General features: G+C 71.3%; 18 protein-coding genes. 12 read left to right on the top strand and 6 right to left on the bottom strand.

Annotated features, from left to right (window positions below; all coding sequences use genetic code 11):
- The first annotated feature begins 349 nt into the window (after positions 1-349).
- Positions 350-2,173 carry an asparagine synthase (glutamine-hydrolyzing) gene (gene asnB, locus OG736_RS25355; protein ID WP_327184477.1) on the top strand — a complete coding sequence of 608 codons (1,824 nt, stop codon included), beginning with the start codon at positions 350-352 and terminating at the stop codon, positions 2,171-2,173.
- A gap of 39 nt (positions 2,174-2,212) precedes the next feature.
- Entirely contained in the window at positions 2,213-3,433 is a 1,221-nt protein-coding gene (locus OG736_RS25360; RefSeq protein ID WP_327184478.1) for an acetyl-CoA C-acyltransferase, read from the top strand.
- A 310-nt stretch (positions 3,434-3,743) separates the two neighbouring features.
- On the opposite strand, the gene OG736_RS25365 is transcribed toward OG736_RS25360, so the two are convergent.
- Positions 3,744-4,181 (bottom strand): hypothetical protein, encoded by a 438-nt coding sequence (locus tag OG736_RS25365; protein WP_020130078.1) that lies wholly within the window; start codon positions 4,179-4,181, stop codon positions 3,744-3,746.
- Positions 4,182-4,770: 589 nt separating this feature from the next.
- On the opposite strand from OG736_RS25365, the gene hemL reads away from it, so the two are divergent.
- The 9 genes from hemL to OG736_RS25410 all read left to right on the top strand — a co-directional run bounded on the left by hemL (position 4,771) and on the right by OG736_RS25410 (position 14,266).
- On the top strand, positions 4,771-6,090 hold the full coding sequence (gene hemL, locus OG736_RS25370; protein WP_327184479.1) for a glutamate-1-semialdehyde 2,1-aminomutase: 1,320 nt from the start codon (positions 4,771-4,773) through the stop codon (positions 6,088-6,090).
- Complete coding sequence (locus OG736_RS25375; protein ID WP_327184480.1) at positions 6,087-6,800, top strand: histidine phosphatase family protein; 714 nt, start codon at positions 6,087-6,089, stop codon at positions 6,798-6,800. The genes hemL and OG736_RS25375 overlap by 4 nt, the downstream gene beginning before the upstream one ends.
- A gap of 199 nt (positions 6,801-6,999) precedes the next feature.
- A complete protein-coding gene (locus tag OG736_RS25380) occupies positions 7,000-8,313 on the top strand; it encodes a polysaccharide deacetylase family protein (protein WP_327187708.1) in 1,314 nt (437 codons plus the stop codon).
- A 66-nt stretch (positions 8,314-8,379) separates the two neighbouring features.
- Positions 8,380-9,012: a TlpA family protein disulfide reductase gene (locus OG736_RS25385; protein WP_327184481.1), complete on the top strand. Its 633-nt coding sequence runs from the start codon at positions 8,380-8,382 to the stop codon at positions 9,010-9,012.
- A 1-nt stretch (position 9,013) separates the two neighbouring features.
- The gene (locus OG736_RS25390) at positions 9,014-9,784 is read left to right on the top strand and encodes a cytochrome c biogenesis CcdA family protein (RefSeq protein ID WP_020130083.1); all 771 of its coding nucleotides are present in this window, start codon (positions 9,014-9,016) and stop codon (positions 9,782-9,784) included.
- Between the two features lie 3 nt (positions 9,785-9,787).
- The gene (gene resB / locus OG736_RS25395; protein ID WP_327184482.1) at positions 9,788-11,524 is read left to right on the top strand and encodes a cytochrome c biogenesis protein ResB; all 1,737 of its coding nucleotides are present in this window, start codon (positions 9,788-9,790) and stop codon (positions 11,522-11,524) included.
- Positions 11,521-12,615: a c-type cytochrome biogenesis protein CcsB gene (ccsB, locus tag OG736_RS25400; protein WP_327184483.1), complete on the top strand. Its 1,095-nt coding sequence runs from the start codon at positions 11,521-11,523 to the stop codon at positions 12,613-12,615. Before resB ends, ccsB begins: the two co-directional genes overlap by 4 nt.
- 77 nt (positions 12,616-12,692) lie before the next feature.
- Complete coding sequence (locus tag OG736_RS25405; RefSeq protein WP_327184484.1) at positions 12,693-13,310, top strand: RNA polymerase sigma factor; 618 nt, start codon at positions 12,693-12,695, stop codon at positions 13,308-13,310.
- Positions 13,307-14,266: a CU044_5270 family protein gene (locus OG736_RS25410; RefSeq protein ID WP_327184485.1), complete on the top strand. Its 960-nt coding sequence runs from the start codon at positions 13,307-13,309 to the stop codon at positions 14,264-14,266. The genes OG736_RS25405 and OG736_RS25410 overlap by 4 nt, the downstream gene beginning before the upstream one ends.
- An 85-nt stretch (positions 14,267-14,351) precedes the next feature.
- On the opposite strand, the gene OG736_RS25415 is transcribed toward OG736_RS25410, so the two are convergent.
- From OG736_RS25415 to OG736_RS25430, 4 genes are all read right to left on the bottom strand, one after another.
- On the bottom strand, positions 14,352-15,908 hold the full coding sequence (locus tag OG736_RS25415; RefSeq protein ID WP_327184486.1) for a type 1 periplasmic-binding domain-containing protein: 1,557 nt from the start codon (positions 15,906-15,908) through the stop codon (positions 14,352-14,354).
- 25 nt (positions 15,909-15,933) lie between these two features.
- On the bottom strand, positions 15,934-18,114 hold the full coding sequence (locus tag OG736_RS25420) for a hypothetical protein (protein ID WP_327184487.1): 2,181 nt from the start codon (positions 18,112-18,114) through the stop codon (positions 15,934-15,936).
- 120 nt (positions 18,115-18,234) lie between these two features.
- The gene (locus tag OG736_RS25425) at positions 18,235-19,218 is read right to left on the bottom strand and encodes an isopenicillin N synthase family dioxygenase (RefSeq protein ID WP_327184488.1); all 984 of its coding nucleotides are present in this window, start codon (positions 19,216-19,218) and stop codon (positions 18,235-18,237) included.
- Positions 19,211-19,696, bottom strand: a complete 486-nt coding sequence (locus OG736_RS25430; RefSeq protein WP_327184489.1) for a nucleoside deaminase — start codon at positions 19,694-19,696, stop codon at positions 19,211-19,213. Before OG736_RS25430 ends, OG736_RS25425 begins: the two co-directional genes overlap by 8 nt.
- A gap of 216 nt (positions 19,697-19,912) precedes the next feature.
- Between OG736_RS25430 and OG736_RS25435 the strand changes: the two genes are divergently transcribed.
- On the top strand, positions 19,913-20,698 hold the full coding sequence (locus OG736_RS25435) for a CDP-alcohol phosphatidyltransferase family protein (protein WP_327184490.1): 786 nt from the start codon (positions 19,913-19,915) through the stop codon (positions 20,696-20,698).
- Here the strand turns inward: OG736_RS25435 and OG736_RS25440 are convergent.
- Positions 20,637-21,446 carry a MerR family transcriptional regulator gene (locus tag OG736_RS25440; RefSeq protein WP_327184491.1) on the bottom strand — a complete coding sequence of 270 codons (810 nt, stop codon included), beginning with the start codon at positions 21,444-21,446 and terminating at the stop codon, positions 20,637-20,639. The two genes, OG736_RS25435 and OG736_RS25440, sit on opposite strands and share 62 nt — an antisense overlap.
- Positions 21,447-21,479 lie beyond the last annotated feature (33 nt).

Consider the following 21,479-nt stretch of genomic DNA (forward strand, 5'->3'; position numbering starts at 1 on the left):
GGGCTGCCGACGTCGGCGAGCCGGTACGGCCGCGACGAGGCCGGATTCGCTGCGGTGCGGTTCCACGCAGGCGCACCCTCGCCACCATGTCCATTGCACCACCCGGCGGTGTGCGCCGCACGTCGGGGTCATCCGCGGGTCGCACGGACGCGTCCGTGCCGGTGGTCCGTATGCGTTGCGGGTTTTCTACGGACGGGGCGGTGACCTGGTCGGATCTTGGTCGTTCCAGTGGTGGTGGCCGGTGCGCTGGGCCCGGCCACGGGCGTCCGTCCGGTGCGGTGTCGGCACCGGGATGTCCTGCTCTGGAACATACGGCGGGCCCTTGTGCCGGGGCCGGGGAGTTTCAACGATGTGTGGGCTGGTCGGCTTTGCCGGGTTCGCGGGCTGTGCGCCCCGAGGAACCGAGGACACCTCGCTGAAGGAGATGACCGAGACCCTGGCCTGCCGCGGGCCGGACGCCTCGATGGTCTGGGCCGAGGACGCGGGAGGTCTGGGGCACACGCGTCTGGCGACGGTCGACCTGGTCGGTGGCCGGCAGCCGCTGGTGCTGGAGCGCGGCGGCCGCACGGCGCTGGTGGTGGTGTTCACCGGCGAGGTCTACAACCATGCGGAGCTGCGCACGGAGTTGACCGCGCGCGGGCATCGGTTCAGGACTCGTGGCGACAGCGAGGTGGTGCTGCGGGCGGTCGACGCCTGGGGCGAGCTGGCTGCCGAGCGGCTGGAGGGCATGTTCGCGTACGCGGCCTGGGAGCCGGGACCGCGGCGGTTGACCCTGGTGCGCGACCGCCTCGGGGTCAAACCGCTGTGTTACGCGCGGGTCGGCGACGGCGTGGTGTTCGGCTCCGAGCCGAAGGCGGTGCTGACGCATCCCGCGGTGTCTGCGCGGCTGGACCTGGACGGCATGCGAGAGCTGCTGTTGTCCGCGCATCCGATGATCAAAACCCCCGGGCGCAGTGTCTTCGCCGGCCTGAACGAGGTCATCCCGGGCACCGTGTCCGTGTTCACGCCCGAGAGTGCGCGCACTCGTCGCTACTGGTCGCTGGCTCCGCTCGAGCATCGCGACGACCTGCCGACCACGGTGGCCCGGGTGCGCACCCTGTTGGACGGGGCCGTCACCCGGCAGCTCCGGGCCGATGTCCCCGTGAGCGTGTTGTTGTCCGGGGGACTCGACTCCAGCGCCATCGCCGCCCTGGGCCGCCTCACGGCCGGCACCCTGCACACGCTCTCCGTGGACCTCGGCTCCCGCGCGTCCGGCCAGGACGCGATGGGACGCGACCCCGACGGCCCTTATGCCGAACTGATGGTGCGCCACCTGGGCAGCTCGCATCGCCGAGTGCCGCTGGAAGCCCGCGATCTGGCCGACCCCGTATGGCGCGCCCAGGTCGGGCGCCTGCGCGACGGACTGACCCTGGGGGACTTCGACACTTCGCTGCTCCAACTGTTCAGGGCGGTACGGGAGCATTTCCCGGTCACCCTGGCCGGGGACGGTGCCGACGAACTCTTCGGCGGCTACCGCTGGTTCACTCATGAGGCCGCGGCGGCAGAATCCTTTCCCTGGAGCGCTGTTCTGGACCGGGCCGATCTCACCCGCTTGCTCGAACCCGCCCTGGCAGCGGCCCTGGACCTTCCCGCGCACCGCGCCGACCTCCACAGCACCGCGGTCGCCGAACTCGAGCACCTGCCAGGAACCTCCCCGGCCGAGGCCGTGCTGCGGCGCGACGGTCACCTCAACCTGACCAGGTTCCTGCCCTGTCTGCTGGACCGGGCCGACCGCCTCAGCATGGGACTGGGCCTGGAGGTCCGGGTCCCGTTCCTCGACCACCACCTGGTCGAGTACGTCTTCAACACCCCTTGGGAGTTCAAGACCTTCGACGGCCGGGAGAAGAGCCTGCTGCGCGCCGCTGTCACCGACCTCCTTCCGGAACCGGTCCTGGCCCGCCGCAAGAGCCCCTACCCGATGGTCCGCGACCCCGCCTACCGCACCGCGCTCACCCAGCAGGTCGGCCGCCTCCTGGCCGACGGCAGCCCTGCCGCCGACCTCCTGGACACCGGGGCCGTGCGCAGCCTGCTGCTGGAGCCTTCCGGCACGGACCGGTTCCCCCGCGAGGGACTGGAACTCGTCCTGGACCTGGACCAGTGGCTGCGTACCCACCGCCCCGCCCTGCACCTCTGACCGCCACCCGTAGCAACCGCACACCACAGGACGTCCGCCATGCAGCACGCCGTGATCACCACCACTGTCCGTACCCCCATCGGCCGCGCTCACAAGGGGGCCCTGGCCGCCGTGCGGCCCGACGACCTGCTCGCCCGAACCGTCGCCGAGGCCCTCGCCCGCACCCCGGGTCTGGAGCCCGCCCACGTGGACGACCTGATGGTCGGCTGCGCCCTGCCCGGCGGCGAGCAGGGTTTCAACATCGCCCGGATCGCCGCCGTCCTGCTCGGCTGGGACCACGTACCCGGCGTCACCGTCAACCGCTTCTGCACCTCCTCGCTCCAAGCGATCCGGATGGCCGCGCAGACAGTGCGCTGCGGCGACGCCGACGTGGTCGTCGCGGCGGGGGTCGAGTCGCAGTCCCGGCTGTCCCACGGCAGCTCGGACACCTGGCCCGGCACCGAGAACCCGGCCTTCCGACGGGCCGGCCGGCGCACGGTTCAGCGCTCGGGCCCGGGAACGGGCCCCTGGAGCGATCCTCGTAAGCGTGGCGAGGTCCCCGACCCCTATATTCCGGTCGGCTTGGCCGCCGAGAACACCGCCGACCTCTACGGCATCACCCGCAGCGACATGGATGCCTACGCGGCCCGCTCACACCGCCTCACCCGACTGGCGCTCGCCGAGGGCTTCCATTTCGGCGACATCGTCCCGGTCAAGGTCCCGGACGGCACGACCGCCACGGTGGACGACTGCCCGCGCACCGGGGTGAGCGAGCAGAGCCTCGCTGCGCTGCCACCACGCTTCCGCCCGGACGGACGGGTCACCGCCGGCAACAGCGCCCCACTCTCCGACGGCGCCGCCGCGGTCGTCGTGATGTCCGAGGACTACGCCCGCGCCCATGGCCACACACCGCTGGCCCGAATCCTGGCCACCGCGGTGTCGGCCGGCACCCCCGAGACCGAGGGCCCCGTCCCGGTCACAGCGACCCGGGCCGCACTCACCCGGGCCGGCCTGTCCCTGGCCGACATCGACACCGTCGCCGGCAACGAACCCTTCGCCGCGCAGATCCTGGCCTACTGCGCCGAACTGGGCCTGGACCCGGAACGGATGAACCCGCACGGCGGCTCGATCGCCCTCGGCGAACCCTACGGCGCGGCCGGAGCCCGGCTGACCACCACCGCCGTCACCGCCCTGCGCCACGACGACCTCGCCACCGCCCTGATCACGGTCGTCGCCGCAGGCGGCCAGGGCATGGCCATGCTCCTGGAACGCACCTCATGAGCAGAGCCCTGGTGATCGCCGGTCGGGCCCCGGCGCCGGCCTTCGACTCGTGAGTGCGTCGGCGGACGGCGCCGCCTTCTCGGTGAGGCCTGGTTCGCGGCTGCCGCGATGTGGCGAACGGTGGTGCCGATCGCGGCCAGGGTTCGCTCGGCCCGGGGCAGGATGACGGTGTCCCCAGGCTGTGGATGACCGCCGGGGTTCAGCTTCTTGGCCGATGCGCCCTCAATGTGCCCAGGCCGTCTGACGGCCACCTCCGGCACTCAAAAGGGCGAGGCCCGAAGACCCCGCCCGCCACCACTGAAACCCCAGGTCAGGGCCAGACAAGGCAATAAGGCTGATGCCCCGCCTCGTGCAGGCGGTGGCTGAAGTCCTGCCACTCGTGCAGCAGCTGGTACACGTTGAACGCGTCCCGGGGGCCGCCCCGGTCCGGGACCGTCGACCAGATGAAGGCCGCCGCGCCCACCGCTTCCTCGCCTATGTCCCGCAGCGGATCCACGACCGTCATGGGGAGCTTCACCACGGCGTAGTCGGGATGGAGGACGACCAGTTCCAGCGGGGGCACCTTGCTGAGGGGGACGCCTTCGATGCCGGTCAGCACCATCGCGGCCATAGTCTCCGGCTTGATCTTGGTGAACATGCCGTTCATGCCGAGTTCGTCGCCGCCGAGTTCCTCAGGGCGCATCGAGATCGGGACGCGGGCCGCGGTCGCGCCGTCGGGCGCGCCGAAGTACTTGTACGTCACCCCCACCCGACCACCATTCCTGCTCCCCGCCCGGAGGGGATCGATCCGCTGGTCGACTCGCCGCTCGGCCTGCTCGAACCGCTCGACCTGGTCCAACCGCTCGATCTGGTCGATTCGGTCGATTCGGTCGATCTGATCGATACGGTCGATCCGCTCGGGCTCACTCGGTACACCTTGTGCCTGCGTCTGACGTGCTTCGTTGGCTTCCTCCGCGTCGCGCCGGTGCCTTCCCCGCCGGGCACGTCGAGGACCCAGGTCGTCCGTCCCCTCGCCCAGTCCACCACCGCGATGCATATCTCCACCCGACTGCTTTTCTAGGACGCGTGGCCCCCGCCGCGCAACCCGATCATCGTGTCAGTGACCTCCCCCACGGCCGCCCGCCGAAACGTGCGTTGAAACACCTGTCCGCAGGATCTTCGCAGCCACTGGACACACGGTCGGTGTGAGCTACGTCTACCAGGCCCGTTCCGACTCAGTTTCGCAGATGGTGAAGCGGATGACGGCCCCGCCGGCCCCGATCGCCGCTGGCCTACCCTGGGAGGTCACTGACAACCGGAGTCCAGCAAGTCGGAGAAGGTCGGAGAAGTCGCAGGTCATGAGCGAACTGCCCTATTCATACGATGCGCCTGTATCGCAGGCGCTGTTCGACCGTGCGTCCGCCGTCACGCCGGGGGGTGTGAACTCGCCGGTGCGCGCGTTCCGTGCCGTGGGTGGCACGCCCCGGTTCATGGTGTCCGGCACCGGCCCGTACCTGACGGACGCCGACGGCCGGGAGTACGTCGACCTGGTCTGTTCCTGGGGGCCCATGATCCTCGGGCACGCGCACCCCGAAGTGATCGCCGCCGTGCAGGAGGCCGTCTCGCGCGGTACCTCCTTCGGTACGCCCGGTGAGGGCGAGGTCGCGCTCGCCGAGGAGATGGTCGCCCGCATCGAGCCCCTGGAGGAGGTGCGGCTCGTCTCCAGCGGCACCGAGGCCACCATGTCGGCTATCCGGCTGGCCCGCGGGTTCACCCGGCGCACCAAGGTGATCAAGTTCGCCGGCTGCTACCACGGGCACGTCGACTCGCTCCTCGCGGCGGCCGGCTCCGGGGTCGCGACCTTCGCGCTTCCCGACACCCCCGGCGTCACCGGCGCCCAGGCCGGCGACACCATCGTCCTGCCGTACAACGACCTCGAGGCCGTGCAGGAGGCCTTCCACCGGCACCCCGGCGAGATCGCCTGTGTGATCACCGAGGCCTCGCCGGGCAACATGGGGGTCGTGCCGCCCCTTCCCGGCTTCAACCAGGGGCTCAAGGACGCCTGCCAGAACAACGGCGCGCTCTTCATCTCCGACGAGGTCATGACCGGGTTCCGGACCAGCCGGGCCGGTTGGTACGGGATCGACGGCGTGCGGCCCGACCTCATGACCTTCGGCAAGGTCATGGGCGGTGGCTTCCCCGCCGCGGCCTTCGGCGGGCGGGCGGACATCATGGCGCACCTCGCCCCCGCCGGGCCCGTCTACCAGGCCGGCACCCTCTCCGGGAACCCCGTGGCGACCGCCGCCGGGCTCGCCCAGCTGCGGCTCCTCGACGACGCCGCCTACGCCAGGATCGACGACGTCTCCACCCGGGTCCAGTCCCTGGTGTCGGAGGCGCTGGCCAAGGAGGGGGTCGCGCACACGCTCCAGAGCGCCTCCAACATGTTCTCCGTCTTCTTCACGGACCGGCCGGTCCGTGACTACGAGGACGCCAAGGCGCAGGAGTCCTTCCGCTACACCGCCTTCTTCCACTCGCTGCTGGCGAACGGCGTGTACCTGCCGCCTTCGTCCTTCGAGTCCTGGTTCGTGTCCACGGCCCACGACGACCAGGCCGTCCAGAGAATCGCCGACGCCCTCCCGGCGGCGGCCCGAGCGGCTGCGGAGGCCACAGCGGCATGACCACCCCGGAAAACGCCCTCGAGAACACCTCGGGCAACAAGGACCTCACCGTCGTCCACCTCATGCGGCACGGTGAGGTCGACAACCCCGACGGGGTGCTCTACGGCCGTCTCGACGGCTACCACCTCTCCGAGCTGGGCCGGCAGATGGCCGACCGGGTCGCCGAGCACCTCGCCTCCCGCGACGTCACCCACGTCGTGGCCTCCCCGCTGGAGCGGGCGCAGGAGACGGCGACGCCGATCGCCAAGGTGCACGGGCTCGACCTGGCCACCGACGCGCGGCTCCTGGAGGCGGAGAACGTCTTCCAGGGCAAGACCTTCGGTGTCGGGGACGGGGCGCTGCGCCGGCCCGAGAACTGGAAGCACCTCGTCAACCCGTTCAAGCCGTCCTGGGGCGAGCCGTACGTCGACCAGGTCGTCCGGATGATGGGTGCGCTGGACGCGGCGAAGGACGCGGCCCGCGGGCATGAGGCGGTGCTCGTCAGTCACCAGCTGCCGATCTGGATCGTGCGGTCCTACGTCGAGCGGCGGCGGCTGTGGCACGACCCGCGCAAGCGGCAGTGCACGCTCGCCTCGCTGACGACCTTCACGTACCAGGGCGACAGGATCGTGTCCGTCGGCTACAGCGAGCCCGCCATCGACCTGGTGCCCGCCCATCTCCGGGCCGGCGCCAAGCCGGTGCAGGGGAAGGGCAAGGCCTTCGGGGCGTAGGCCCACCGCCCGGCCGGATCCGCCCTCCGACGCCGGCTGCCGGGTTCGGTCATCGGATCCGGCCACCGGAACACGCGGCCGGGTGCCGTGGCTGAAACAAGCCCCTCTGTTACGGAATCCGGAACTATCGGCGGAACCTCCTCGTTCGTCACGTCCTCTGAATGGGTGACCATCGGAAAATGTGACGAACGGGGTTGCCATGCGCGCCATCACCCGAAGGGGAGCACTCGGACTCGGCGCCGGGGCCGCCGCCGCTGCCGGACTCGTGGGCTGTGGCAGCCTCACGAACTCGGACGGGCCGAGCACCCCCGGCGGTTCCAGCGGCTCAGGCAAGCCCTCCGGCAGTCCCAGCCCGAAGGTCACCGCCCGCCCCATCGGTGACGGCTCCACCTCCTTCACCGGCAAGCAGCCCCACCAGCCGGCCAAGCCCGTGCCGCTCCAGCCCGGCGAGGAGCCGCCGCAGTTCGTCGTCTTCTCCTGGGACGGGGCCGGCGAGGTCGGCAACGGACTCTTCACGCGCTTCCTCGACCTCGCCAAGGAACACGGCGCGAGCATGACCTTCTTCCTCTCCGGGCTCTATCTGCTGCCCGAGTCGAAGAAGCGGCTCTACGACCCGCCGAACAACCCGCGCGGCGCCTCCGACATCGGCTACCTCACCGACGAGCACGTCAGGATGACGCTCGACGGCGTCCGCCGCGCCTGGCTCGAGGGGCACGAGATAGGCACCCACTTCAACGGGCACTTCTGCTCCGGGAACGGGACCGTCGGCAACTGGACGCCCAAGCAGTGGCGCAGCGAGATAGACCAGGCGAAGTCGTTCGTGAAGGAGTGGCGGACCAACACCGGCTGGAGCGACCTGCCCGCGCTGCCCTTCGACTACGACAAGGAACTCGTCGGCGGCCGGACGCCCTGTCTGCTCGGCCAGGACAACCTGCTGCCCACCGCCCGCGCCCTCGGCTGGCGCTACGACGCCTCCTCGCCGGGCGGGCGTCAGGTGTGGCCGCAGAAGAAGGACGGGATCTGGGATCTGCCGTTGCAGCAGATACCTTTCCCCGGCCGTGGTTTCGAGGTCCTCTCGATGGACTACAACATGCTCGCCAACCAGTCGATCAACTCGACCAAGGCGCCCAGCCACAACTACCCGGGCTGGCGGCAGCAGTCCTCGCAGGCGTACATACAGGGATTCAAGCGGGCATTCGAGACTAACCGAGCGCCCTTCTTCGTCGGCAACCACTTCGAGCAGTGGAACGGCGGCATCTACATGGACGCCGTCGAGGAGGCCTTCAAGCACATCGCGCGCGAGAAGGAGAAGGGCGCCGACGTACGGCTGGTCTCCTTCCGGCAGTTCGTGGACTGGATCGACGTCCAGAAGCCGGAGGTCCTCGAGAAGCTGCGCACCCTCGAAGTCGGGCAGCAGCCCGCCGGGGGCTGGAAGACGTTCCTGGGCGCAAGCACCCCCTCCGCGTCCACCTCTGCCTCGACCTCGGCGGGTACCGCCGCCAACGCTGCCTGAAATGGGGTTTTCTCCCCGCAAGGGGGGTGCGCAAGATCCCCAGAACGGGCATGCGAAACTTTTCACATGAGTGCCGCCAGCCGCGCCCCCCTGTGCTCGACCAGCCGGAACCGTTCGCGCCGTGCCGCCCTGACCGCGGCCGCCGGCGGAGCCGTCGCCGCACTGCTGCTGTCCGCCTGCACCTCCGGAGGAACCGCCGGAGGAGGCGGTGACACCAACTTCGTGATGGGCAAGGACGGCATCTCCACCGCGAAGAAGGGCACGCGCGCCGCGGCCCCCGACCTGTCCGGCAAGAGCGTCGCCGGAGGACAGCTCGACATCGCCGCCTACAAGGGCAAGGTCGTCGTCCTCAACGTCTGGGGCTCCTGGTGCGCCCCGTGCCGTGCCGAGGCGCCGGGCTTCCAGAAGGTCTACACGGACCTCAAGGGCCAGGGTGTGCAGTTCGTCGGCATCAACACCCTCGACACCAGCAACGACAACGCCCTCGCCTTCGAGAAGCAGCAGGGCATCACCTACCCCAGCCTGTCCGACCCGAAGGGCAAGCTGCTGCTGCGCTTCAAGAAGGGCACGCTCAGCCTCCAGGCCATCCCCTCCACGCTGGTCATCGACCGGGAGGGCAAGATCGCGGCCCGGTCGCTGGCCGCGCTCAGCGAGGACAGGCTGCGCAAGATGATCGCGCCCGTCCTCGCGGAGAAGTGACGTGAGCGCGGTCACCACACTCGCCGCGACGGGTTACAACGACACCGTGCTCAACGGCGCGTTGCTGGTCGCGCTGCCGATCGCGCTGCTCGGCGGGCTCGTCTCCTTCTTCTCGCCGTGCGTCCTGCCGCTCGTCCCCGGCTATCTGTCGTACGTCACCGGCGTCGCCGGCACCGACCTGGCCGAGGCCCGCCGCGGGCGGATGGTCGCCGGCGCCTCGCTCTTCGTCCTCGGCTTCACCGCCGTGTTCGTCTCCAGCGGGGCCCTGTTCGGTTACTTCGGCGAGAACCTCCAGGCCAACCAGGATGTCCTGTCCAAGGTGCTGGGTGTGCTCATGATCCTCATGGGCGTCTTCTTCATGGGGCTGATGCCCTGGATGACCCAGCGGGAGTTCCGCTTCCACAAGAGGCCCGTCGCCGGGCTGGCCGGCGCCCCGCTGCTCGGCGCGCTGTTCGGCATCGGCTGGACCCCGTGCATCGGCCCGACCCTCGCCTCCGTGATCGCCCTCTCCTCCCAGCAGGGAAGCGCGGGCCGCGGTGCCATACTGACCGTCGCCTACTGCCTCGGCCTCGGTGTGCCCTTCGTGCTCGCCGCGGTCGCCTTCCGCAAGGCGCTCGGCGCCTTCGGCTGGGTCAAGCGTCACTACGCCTGGGTGATGCGGATCGGCGGCACGATGATGATCGTGACCGGTCTGCTGCTGCTGACCGGTGCCTGGGACCGCCTTGTGCAGGACATCCAGTCCTGGTCCGTCGGCTTCACTGTGGGGATCTGATTCATGAGCAAGAGCACCGTCGGCTCCGCCCCGGGCGAGACCCCGGCCGCCTCCGACGAGCAGGATCTCGGCGCCGCCGGCTCCCAGCTGTCCACCGCGCCCGTGGACACGCTGGCCAGTGGGCCCGCCCTGGGGCTCATCGGCTGGGTCCGCTGGTTCTGGCGGCAGCTCACCTCCATGCGGGTCGCGTTGCTGCTGCTCCTGCTGCTGGCTCTCGGCGCGATCCCCGGTTCGCTGATCCCGCAGTCCGGCACCGACGAGACGAAGGTCGCCGAATTCCGGCAGGCCCACGGGACGCTCGCGCCGATCTACGACAGGCTCGGCCTCTTCCACGTCTACAGCTCGGTGTGGTTCTCCGCGATCTACATCCTGCTGTTCGTCTCCCTCATCGGCTGCATCGTGCCCCGCACCTGGCAGTTCGTCGGTCAGCTGCGCAGCCGCCCGCCGGGTGCGCCGAAGCGGCTGACCCGGCTGCCCGCGTACACGACCTGGCGCACCGACGCCGAGCCGGAACAGGTCCGTGAGGCCGCTCTCACCCTGCTGCGCAAGCGCCGCTTCCGCGCCCACCCGGCCGGGGACGCCGTCGCAGCGGAGAAGGGCTACCTCCGTGAGGTCGGCAACCTCTCCTTCCACATCGCGCTGATCGTGATGCTGGTCGCCTTCGCCTGCGGCCAGCTCTACAAGTCCGAGGGGAACAAGCTGGTCGTCGAGGGCGACGGCTTCTCCAACACCCTCACCCAGTACAACGACTTCAAGTCCGGCAACCTCTTCAGCACCGACGACCTCAACCCGTTCAGCTTCACCCTGGAAAAGTTCACCGGCACGTACGAGACCTCGGGTCCCAACACGGGCACCGCGCGCACCTTCCAGTCCGCCATCACCTACAGCGTGGGCGCCTACGGCAAGGACAAGAAGGCCGTCGTCAAGGTCAACCACCCGCTGGAGATCGACGACTCGAAGATCTACCTCACCGCCCACGGCTACGCGCCCGTCATCACCGTCCGCGACGGCAAGGGCGACGTCGTCTACCGCGACGCGGTGCCGCTGCTGCCGCTCGACTCCAACATCACCTCCAGCGGTGTGATCAAGGTCCTCGACGGTTACCGGGACGCCAAGGGCGTCGGTGAGCAGCTGGGCATCTCGGCCTTCTTCCTGCCGACGTACACCAAGGGCAGCGAGGCGGCCTCGACGTTTCCGGCGCTGCGCAACCCGGTGCTGAACCTGACGCCGTACCACGGCGACCTCGGCGTCAACTCGGGCATCCCGCAGAGCGTGTACCAGCTCGACAAGTCGCACATGAAGGAGTTCAAGGACTCCAAGGGCGCTCAGCTCCGGGACAACCTCGAGCCCGGCGAGACCATGACCCTCCCGAACGGCGCCGGCTCGGTGACCTACGAGGGCACCAAGGAGTGGGCGAACTTCCAGATCACCCAGCAGCCCGCGAGCGGCTGGGCGCTGGGCGGGGCCATCGCCGCGATCTTCGGCCTCGCCGGTTCCCTGTTCCTCCAGCGCCGCCGGGTGTGGGTGCGCGCGGTGAAGGGCGACGACGGGGTGACGGTCGTCGAGATGGGCGGACTCGGCCGCAGCGAGTCGGCCAAGGTGCCCGAGGAACTCGGCGACCTCGCCGGGATCCTGTACGACCAGACTCCCTCGACCCCGGATCCCGACACCCCCGGACCGCCCGCATCCTCCGCATCCCCCGAACCCGAAGTCGTACCTGCCGAAGGGGCTGAGAAGTGACTCTCGCCGCCACCACGGAGCTTGCCGCCGCCACCAACGAAAACCTCGCGAGCATCAGCAACACGCTGATCTACTCCGCGATGGCCGTCTACACCCTGGCCTTCTTCGCGTACATCGCCGAATGGCTCCTCGGCAGTCGCAGCAAGGTCGGCCGTACCGCCGCCGCGCTCACCGCCACGACCGCGGCCAAGGGCCCGGCCGTCACCGCCAGGAAGAAGGGCGGGACGGCCGTCCTGGAGCGGCCGCAGGTCGTCGTGCGCTCCGCGGCCGGCGCGCGCGATGTGCCCGACGGGCCCGGCGCGCACGGCGGTGACGAGCAGGGCGACATGTACGGCCGTATCGCCATCTCCCTCACGGTGCTCGCGTTCCTGGTCGAGCTGGGCGGCGTGATCGCCCGCGCGGCCTCGGTGGAGCGGGCCCCGTGGGGCAACATGTACGAGTTCAACCTCACCTTCTCCACGGTGGCCGTCGGCGTGTACCTCGGGCTGCTGGCGCTGAAGAAGAACGTGCGCTGGCTCGGCCTGTTCCTGATCACCTCGGTCCTGCTGGACCTGGGTCTCGCCGTCACCGTCCTCTACACGGCGAGCGACCAGCTGGTCCCGGCGCTGCACTCGTACTGGCTGTACATCCACGTCTCGACCGCGATCTTCTGCGGCGCGGTGTTCTACGTCGGCGCGGTCGCCACGATCCTGTACCTGTTCAAGGACGCCTACGAGAACAAGCTGGCGACCGGCGGCAAGCCCGGCAAGTTCGCCAACTCGGTCCTCGACCGGCTGCCCGCCTCGGCCTCGCTCGACAAGTTCGCCTACCGCGTCAACGCGGCCGTCTTCCCGCTGTGGACGTTCACGATCATCGCGGGCGCCATCTGGGCGGGCGACGCCTGGGGCCGCTACTGGGGCTGGGACCCCAAGGAGACCTGGTCGTTCATCACCTGGGTCGCCTACGCCTGCTACCTGCACGCCCGGGCCACGGCCGGCTGGAAGGGCCGCAAGGCCGCCTACCTGGCCCTGATCGCGTTCGGCTGCTGGCTGTTCAACTACTACGGCGTCAACATCTTCGTCTCCGGAAAGCACTCGTACGCCGGAGTCTGAACCCCGCCCCGGCCAAGGCCGGTTCCCGTGACCCACGTCACGGGAACCGGCCTTCGTCGTACGGACAGGCAGAGGGTGTGGATACGCATCTGAGCATCTCGAGGAAACGCATCCGCGCGGGGGACCACGACGCCTTCGGCGAGCTCTTCGACGCATACGCGCGCTCCGTCTACAACCACGCCTATCGGCTCACGGGGGAGTGGACGACCGCCGAGGAGATCGTCTCGCTGACCTTCCTGGACGCCTGGCGGCTGCGCGAGCGGCTGGACGAGGACGGCGGTTCCCCGCGTCCCTGGCTGCTCGGCATAGCCACCAACGTCACCCGCAACGTCCGCCGCGCGGCCCGAAGACACGCGGCCGCGGTGGCGCGGCTGCCGCGCGAGGAGACGGTGCGGGACTTCGCCGACGAGGTGGCGGACCGGGTGGACGACGCCGTGCGACTGGCCGCCGTGCGCACCGCGCTGGCGAGGCTGCGGCGCGCCGAGCGCGAGGTGGTGGCGCTGTGCGTGTGGTCGGGCCTCGGGTACGAGGCGGCGGCCGAGGCGCTGGGGGTGCCCGTGGGCACCGTGCGGTCACGGCTCTCGCGGGCGCGGGCAAAGCTCGCGAAACATAGGGAACCGCCCGCCGTGCGCGGACAGGTGAGAGGTGAAGACCGCGCCTCGGCGGTCAGGCCCAGCAGGGAGGGAAACCGATGAATCAGCTGCCTGAACAGGACCTTCCGCCGGGCCGTCACCGACTCCTCAAGGAGCATCTGATGACCGAGATCCGGCACGCCGACGAAGCCGTCGCGAAACCGCGGAAGCGGTGGGTGCGACCCGCGCTCGCGGCGGCCGCCGTGGCGACCGTCGCAGCCCTCACGTTCACCGTGCTGCCGTCGTCGGGCGGCGCCGACGCGGGGCCGCGCGTCACGTCGGTGGCGGCTCTGCTGGAGGACGTCGCGCTGGCGGCCGAGCACCAGCAGGGGGACGGCAGGATGCGCGACGACCAGTTCGTCTATGTCGACACCGTGAAGTCCTTCTTCGAGACCGGGCTGGACAAGAAGCTGGTCTTCGTGCCCCTGCACCACACAGAGGTATGGGTCTCCGTGGACGGCAGCCGCCAGACCATGGTGCGCAACGGGAGGGACGGCAGCGAGCTGCTCCGTTCGGCCGGGCAGCCGGGACAGGAGATCTACGGCAACACCTTCAGCCACCGGTTCCTGAAGTCCCTGCCCGCTGACCCGGACGCGATGTACGACTATTTGGTCACATCATCCGTTCGGCTCTACGAGGCCGCCTGGGTCGGGACCACGCTGTACGGGACCTACGACGAGCACCAGGCCGTGCTGCAGCTGGCCGGCAAGCTGCTGAGTGACTCGATCATGCCGTCGGCGCAGTGCGCCGCGCTCTACCGGGCGATCGCCCGCGTCCCCGGCGTGAGGGTGATCGAGGACTCGGTCGATGCCCGAGGGCGGCACGGCGTCGGGATCACGCGCACGGACAGCCAGCTGCCCATCCGCTTCGAGTGGACCTTCGACAAGAAGACGGCCGAACTTCTCGGGCAGCGGGCGATCCTCACCCGGGACTACCGGGGACTGAAGAAGGGGACAGTGCTCGGCGACACTGCCGTCCAGCGCCGCGCCGTCGTCGACAAGGCGGGCGAGCGCCCGTGACCGTGCGGAACACGGTCCGGCACCGAACCCGGCCGGCGCGCCGGATTCAAACGGCTGATCGAAATCCTGGCAGGCTCCTGAGCCGCTAGGACGGTGGCAGGCACTCCGTGGTCGGGGGCTTGCCCTCCGGCCAGGCGATGCGGACGAAGCGGGAGCCGCCGTCGGGGTGGAGTTCCACGATCGGTACGGCCTTGTCGTACGGATTGCCGTGCACATCCAGGCAGATCCAGCCGCTCGCCCCGCTCACCCGCAGCGAGCCCTTGACCTGCGGCCACTGGAGGCCGACGTCCGCGAGGGGCGGGGCGGTCGCGCCGTCGGGCGTGGCCTCGCGGATGCCGTGCACGGCCAGCGTCATCGCGTCGAAGCCGATGATCAGCTGGCCGTCCTCCAGGGCGATGTCGCCGATCGGGCCGACCGGCTCGCGGGCGCTGCGGGCGAGGAGGTCGGTGAGGACCTTCGCGTCCGCCGCCGAACCGCCCCGCAGTGTCACGGGGGCGTTCACCCAGGCGTCCGGGTGGGCGAGCGAGGTGTAGCGGACGGAGAGGTTGTGGGTGAGGGCCGTGCGGTCCAGCTTCTTGTCGCCGGACAGGTACGAGCCCTCGTTGCCCGTCAGCACCGTGAACTTCCGGTTCTGGCAGCCGCGCGTGCCGAGCGCGTTGACGAACTGTCGCAACTGCGTGTGCCGGCCCGCGAACAGGATCGTGTCGGTCTCCGCGGAGGTGTCGCAGACCAGGTGGGTGATCTGCCGGAAGGTGTTCGCCGTCGTCCCCTCCTGGGTGCGGTCGGCGGGCGGGGTGAACGGCTGCGGCTCGTAGGGCGAACCCTTCAGCAGCGCGGCGAACGACGTCTGGAGCGTCCGCGTGTACGGGTCGCCCGGCTTGTCGTACACCAGCAGGGCCCGGCCGGCGTCGACCTTGGCGAACGAGGCCAGGGCGCGTGCCTCGTCCGTGTTGGTGGGGGAGACCCGGGCCAGGCCGGGGAAGGGGTCCTTGCCGTTCTGCCCGTTGGCGAGGTTGTCGGCGGTGATGGAGGCGCCGACCACCGGGATGCCCCGCCGGGTCAGTTCCGCCACGGCCTTCTTGTTGTTGTCGGTGCTCTGCCCGACCCCGGCGACCGCGCGGAGCCGGTCGGCGCCCTTCGCCATCCGCTCCAGTCGGTCGACCATCGTCTCCCAGTGGTCGCTGGTGGCACCCGGGTTGGCGAGCACCAGGCGGATCGCCGGAGCCTGGCCGTTGGAGGTGTGGTTGGCCTGCCACTGGGCCAGGTAGGCGCCCTGCACCTCGTGCTGGATGTCGCTGAGCGTCGAGGGGGTGGAGGCGGTGTACGGCAGCATCAGCGCGACCGTGACGTAATCGCCCGCCTTGAGCCGGTCGTTCTCCCGGTCGATCGCCCGCACCGCGTCCCGCAGCTGGGGATGCCCGAAGTCGTACGCGCCCGTGGCCACGCCCACGCACTCGTCGCTGCCGGCCGGACGGGCCACCCCGGGCGCGCAGGAGCGGTCCTCGTCGGTGACCGCCCGCACGGCGAAGACCAGCCCGGTCAGCACGGCGGCCGTGACCAGCAGTGCCAGATAGCGGTAGAGGCGGATCTCCCAGATCTCCCGCAGCCACCGCACCAGCGGGCTTCTGACTCCGTCGGCCATCACGCCACCCCGTCCCCGTCGGCCATCACGCCACCCCGTCCCCGTCGTCCGGTCCGTGCCCGGCGCCGTCCGTGTCGCCGTCGTCGTCCTCGGCCGGGGTGCGCAGCGGGCGGCCCGCGAGGGCGTCCCGGGGCCAGGTCTGGGAGGTCGCGAACAGCAGCGCGCCCCCGGCGGGCCGTTGGTCGGACAGCTGGAGCAGCTCGAACTCCAGCCGCCCGCACACTTTCGGGTCCGGCAGCACCAGCGGGTCGGTCACCTGCCAGACGGCGTGCAGCAGCCGCCGTATCCGCAGATGGAGGGCGGCGTTCACGCCGTCCGGCGGCTCATGGCCGGCGTCCGTGCGGCCCAGCGCGATCGCCGACCGGCGGTCGTCCTGGCCGTCGAAGTCGCGGCCTGCCGCGTCGTGCGCGTGGAAGTAGGGCGCGGACGCCAGGAACCGGAGGGTGTCCAGCCAGGTGCGGGTGCGCAGACCGGCGAACGTGTCGCGCAGGTAGGCCACCGCGCCGGCCGTGTCGCCGAGCGCCAGCTCGTGGTAGAGCCGGTACCGGGCGTGGGCGGGGTCCTGGTCGTCCGGGTCCTGTCCGTCGGCGTGGGTGTAGTGCCGGATCAGGGTCTCGTGCACCTCGCGCCACTTGGCGTGGTCGGCGGGCCGGTGGTGCAGCCGGAGCAGCAGCAGGGTGCGGGTGAAGGGGTCGCCGACGAAGTGGCCCGGCGCGGTCGGCAGTCCCTCCGCGGCGAGCCGCGCCCGCAGTGACCGGACGCCCGACGAGCCGAAGTCGTCGGGGAGCTGTGCGTCGGCGAGGGCCACGGCGGAGTCGTGGTCGTGGGCGGCCGCGAGGACCGTCAGCTCGTCGAGCCGGTCGGCGGGGACCAGGCGGCCCAGCAGCTCGGCGTAGGCGGGCCTGCCGTCGTCGGCCTGCCCCTCCTCCAGCCTGACCTTCGCGGTGAGCAGTCGCCCCAACGAGGCCGCCCGCCCCGGGTGTTGCCGGGCGGCGGTCGCGAGCAGCACGATGCCGAGCGGGTTCCCGCCCGTCAGCCGGTGTGTGGCGTGCGGGAACCGAGGCGGCAGCTCGGTGTCGTCGCAGACCGCGCCGACCATGTGCAGGGTGTCGTCGGGGGACAGCGGCGGCAGCGGTACGAGCAGTGCCCGCGAGGAGGGCGAACTGCCCGGCTCCCAGTCCGTGGCCCGGGCCACCTCGGGCAGTTCACGGCGTACGGCGTCGCCGAGCGCCGGATGGCTCGCGCCGCGTACCGTCGCCACCCACACCACCTGGTCGGCGACCCCGTCCGCCCGGTCCCGCAGGACGGCGTCCAGCAGCCCGGGGCCCGGGCCGCTCCGCGCGTTGTCCAGCAGCACGAGCGGCCGGCCCAGCCGGGTCAGATGCGAGCCGAGCCCCGAGTAGGCCTCGGCCAGGTCGGCGAGCAGCGCCCGCACCAGCCAGCGCTCGGCGTGCTCGCGCGAGGTGCCACCGGCCCGGAAGTTCCCGGCGAGCAGCAGCAGTCCGCGCTTGGCGTTGCCGCCCGCGTTCGGATAGGAGCGGTACCAGGTGGCCGGCTTCTGCTCCTTGCGGTGCGTGACGCCCTCGGAGAGCGCCTCCAGGGTGGCCTCGACGGTCGCCGCGACGAACGGGCCCCCGCCGCTCGCCGCCGCGATCACCTTCGACGCGACCTTGGCCGCCCACCGCCCGGCCAGGCTGAACCGGGAGGCGCGCTCGTTCAGCAGCAGGATCCGCACCAGCTCCCGCCGGATGCGGTCGGAGTCGGTCCGGCCGCTCCAGTCGCTGGCCCGGACCGCCACCAGCCCGGCCGTCAGCCGCGGAAAGGTGAGCTGCCCGGCCGCCCGGACCGGCTCCGTCAGCTGCTCGGCGACGACCAGCAGCGCCTGCCACACCGGCGACCAGGACTCCGGGCTCTCCTCGTGCGGCGGCCGCGCGAACTGCTCGTCCTCGCAGTCGATCAACGCGACCGGGGTACGTCTGCGGGCCTCACCCCTGCGGGTGTGTTCCGTGTAGGCGTCCCACAACTCGGCGAGCACCGCGCTCTTTCCCAGGCCCCGCCCGCCCGCCAGCACCAGCAGGGGCGGCCCTGCGGGGTGTTCGGGCTTCTCCGCGTGGAGCTCGTACGGCCGGATCCCCACGAGTCGCGGTACGAGACCGGACGGCTCGACGTCGAACAGCGCGCCACGCCCGTACAACCGTCTGTGCACCGCGCACCTCCCCCAGGGCTCGGTTCCCGACGCAAGGGTAAGGAGAGGGAGTTGGTAAGTGCCAGATCGCCTGGTGTCCGTTGGGTCACGAAACTTCCGGACGTGAGCGGAATGAGGCCGTCATTCCACCGTGATCGAGTCCAGTTTCCCCCGCAGATACACATGCGAGTCGACCGCCTCGTACGCCACCCGGCCGACGGGCGCCGGGACGGACTCCACGAGCGTCCCCGGGGTGCACTCGCCGAAGTAGACGAGGGACATCAGCTCCTCGGCGGGCGCGTCGGCCGGGGGCGGCAGTACGCGGTGCCTGCCCGAGCGCCAGCGGTCACCCGTCCAGCGGGCCATCAGGTCACCGATGTTGATGGTGAAGGCGTCCGGGGCGAAGGGCGCGTCCTCCCAGCCGCCCTCGTCCGTCCAGACCTGGAGCCCGCCCTTGCCGACCTGCCGGTCGAGGATGGTGACGGTGCCGAAGTCGGTGTGCGGGCCGATCCGGAACTGGCCCGGCTGCGGCTCGCCGACGACCTCCGTCCCCGGATACCAGTTGATGTTGAAACCGTAGGTCGGATGATCCATGTGCCGGGAGAAGAAGTCCGCTCCGAGGCCGAGGGCCTCCCCGAGCAGGGAGAGCAGCTGCTTCTCCAGCCCACCCATCCGGTTCAGGTACTCCTCGCACAGGCCCCGGAGCTCCGGCACCTCCGCGGGCCACACGTTCGGCGCGTACCACTCCGCGTTGACCACCGGGTCGTCGAAGGGCTCGTGCGTGGCGAAGGTCAGGGACTCCTTCAGGTCCGGCGGGGTCTCCGTCCCCTCCGCGTACCCGTTGGCCTCCGCGCCCGGCCCCAGCCAGCCGCGCCCGCCGACCTTCGCGCCGTAGGCCTGCTTGACGTCGGCGGGCAGCACGAAGAACGCCCGGGCGGCCTCCCGGATGCGGTCGCGCAGGGCGGGGTCGACCCCGTGCCCGGTGACCAGCAGGAACCCGGCGGTCCGCAGGGCGTCGTCGACGGTACGGGCGATCGCGGCGCGTGCGTCGGCGTCGCCGGAGAGCCAGGGCCCGAGGTCGACGGTCGGGATGCGGGAGGCGTGGGCGGCAGCGGGCTCAGTCACCGATGTCCTCGTTCCAGAGAGCCGGGTTCTTCGCGATGAAGTCGCGCATCAGGGCCATGCACTCGGAGTCGTCGAGGAGCACGATCTCGACGCCGTGCTCCGCCAGCCAGTCGTGGCCGCCGTGGAAGGTGCTCGCCTCGCCGACGAGCACCCGGGAGATGCCGAACTGGCGGACCAGCCCGGAGCAGTACCAGCAGGGGGACAGGGTGGTCACCATCGTCGTGCCGCGGTACGAGCGCTGCCGCCCCGCCGCGCGGAAGGCGGCCGTCTCCGCGTGCGTGGAGGGGTCGTCGTCCTGGACGCGCCGGTTGTGGCCGCGGCCCAGCAGGGTGCCGTCCGGGCCGTAGAGCGCGGCGCCGATCGGGATGCCGCCCTCGGCGAGACCGGCCCGCGCCTCCTCGACGGCGGTGGCGAGCCACGACCGCGCCGTCGCCCGGTCCAGCCGGTCCGGCCGGTCCACTCGTTCCACCCGGTCCATGGCTCCTCCTCGGCAAGGTGCGTGTCTTCACCTCGATCCGTTCCCGGTGGGATCCGCTCTGACGCGGGCGCTCACGCGATCGTGTGGTCGGGCGGGGCGGGACACCGCACCCGACCGGGCCGGAATCCCCCAGGAAATGTCCGGGAGCGGGTCAAGTAACCTGTGCCGATCACCGCCGCAGGCGCGGCAGTTGAGCCCCGGGCGGAAGGAAAGTTCATGGTTGCTGCTCCTGTGCTGGAGGAGCTGCGGGAGGTCTGCCAGCCGCAGGCCAAGCTCGCCAGCCGCAACGGCGAGCACTGGGCGGGACGCCTCTACATGCGGCGCGTCTCGCTGCGGTTCACCCGCCAGCTGGTGCGCACCCGGATCACCCCGGACCAGCTGACCTGGACGATGGTGGTGTGCGGGGTGCTGTCCGGTGCCGCCCTGCTCGTCCCCGGTCTCGCGGGGGCCGTGCTCGCCGCGCTCCTGATGCAGTTGTTCCTGCTCTTCGACTGCGTGGACGGCGAGGTCGCCCGCTGGAAGGGACAGAACAGCGCGACCGGCATCTACGTCGACCGGCTCGGCGCCTATCTGGCCGACGCGGCACTCATGATCGGCTTCGGCTTCCGGGCCGCCGAGTCCGGCCTCGGCGGCTGGGCGGGCTTCAACGGCTGGGTGTCGCTGGGTCTGGCGACCGCGCTCGGTGTGGTGCTGCTGAAGGCATCGACCGACCTGGTGGACGTGGCCCGGGCCCGGCGTGGCCTCGCCGTCGCCGACGACGAGGCCACCGCGCCCCGCTCCCAGGGCGTCGCCTCACTGCGCCGTCTCGCCGCCGCCTTCAAGATCCACCGGGTCACCAACGGCATCGAGGCCTCCCTGGTCCTGCTGGCCGTGGCCGCCCTGGACGCGGCGACCGGCGGTGTCGGGCCCACCCGCTGGGCGCTGGCGGCCATCGCCGCGATCACCTGGGTGATGGTCCCGGCCCATCTGCTGTCGATCCTGTCGTCGTCCCGGCTGCGGTGACCCGGGCGAGGTAGCCGTGGAAGGCGCCCGCGCCCTCCAGCATCGCGTGGGTGCGGGCCGTCAGCGCCTCCCCGCGGGCCGTGAGCGCCGCGCGCAGGGGCTCGCCGCCGCCCTCCCGGCGCAGGCCATCGAGCACCGGGCGGATCTGCCGGAACAGGTAGCGGCCGCGCCGCAGGGAGTCGACCACTCGGGCGTCGCGCACGTCGGCGGGGCCGAACACGCGGTATCCGGTGCCCCGTTGGCGCGTCGGGCTGAGCAGCCCGGCCGCCTCCCACACCCGCAGCGCCGACGTCCGTACGCCCAGCAGCGCGGCGACCTCGCCGATGCGCAGGCCGGAGCGGGGCGCCGGGGGTGGTTCCCCGGCCTCCCGCCGCGTCTGCGCCGGGACCGGCGGTGCCGGGCCCAGCGCTGCCAGGGCCTCGCCGGTCGCCCGCAGCGCGCCGCGCTCCTCGTGCAGCGCGGCGTGCGCGGCGTCCACGAGGGCGAGGGCGGCCGGGACGTCGCCGGCGTGCAGGGTCCGCATGATCCGGGCCGCCACCACGGGGCCGTACCCCTTCACCAGCGTCCGGTAGGCCGTGAGCGCCTGCCGGTGGACGTCCGTGAAGGTGCGGTAGCCGGACGCCGTGCGCTCGGCCGGCGGCAGGACGCCCGCCTCCTCGTAGTTGCGGATCTGCTGGGTCGAGAGCCCGGCGAGGCGGGCGAGGTCGACGGAGCGCAGCGGGCGGTCGGCCGCCGGGCCGGACCTCATGGGCTCGGTGACCGCCGCGTCCGGTCGGGCGCC

Source organism: Streptomyces sp. NBC_01334 (assembly GCF_035983595.1).
In the GTDB taxonomy this organism is placed as follows: domain Bacteria; phylum Actinomycetota; class Actinomycetes; order Streptomycetales; family Streptomycetaceae; genus Streptomyces; species Streptomyces coriariae.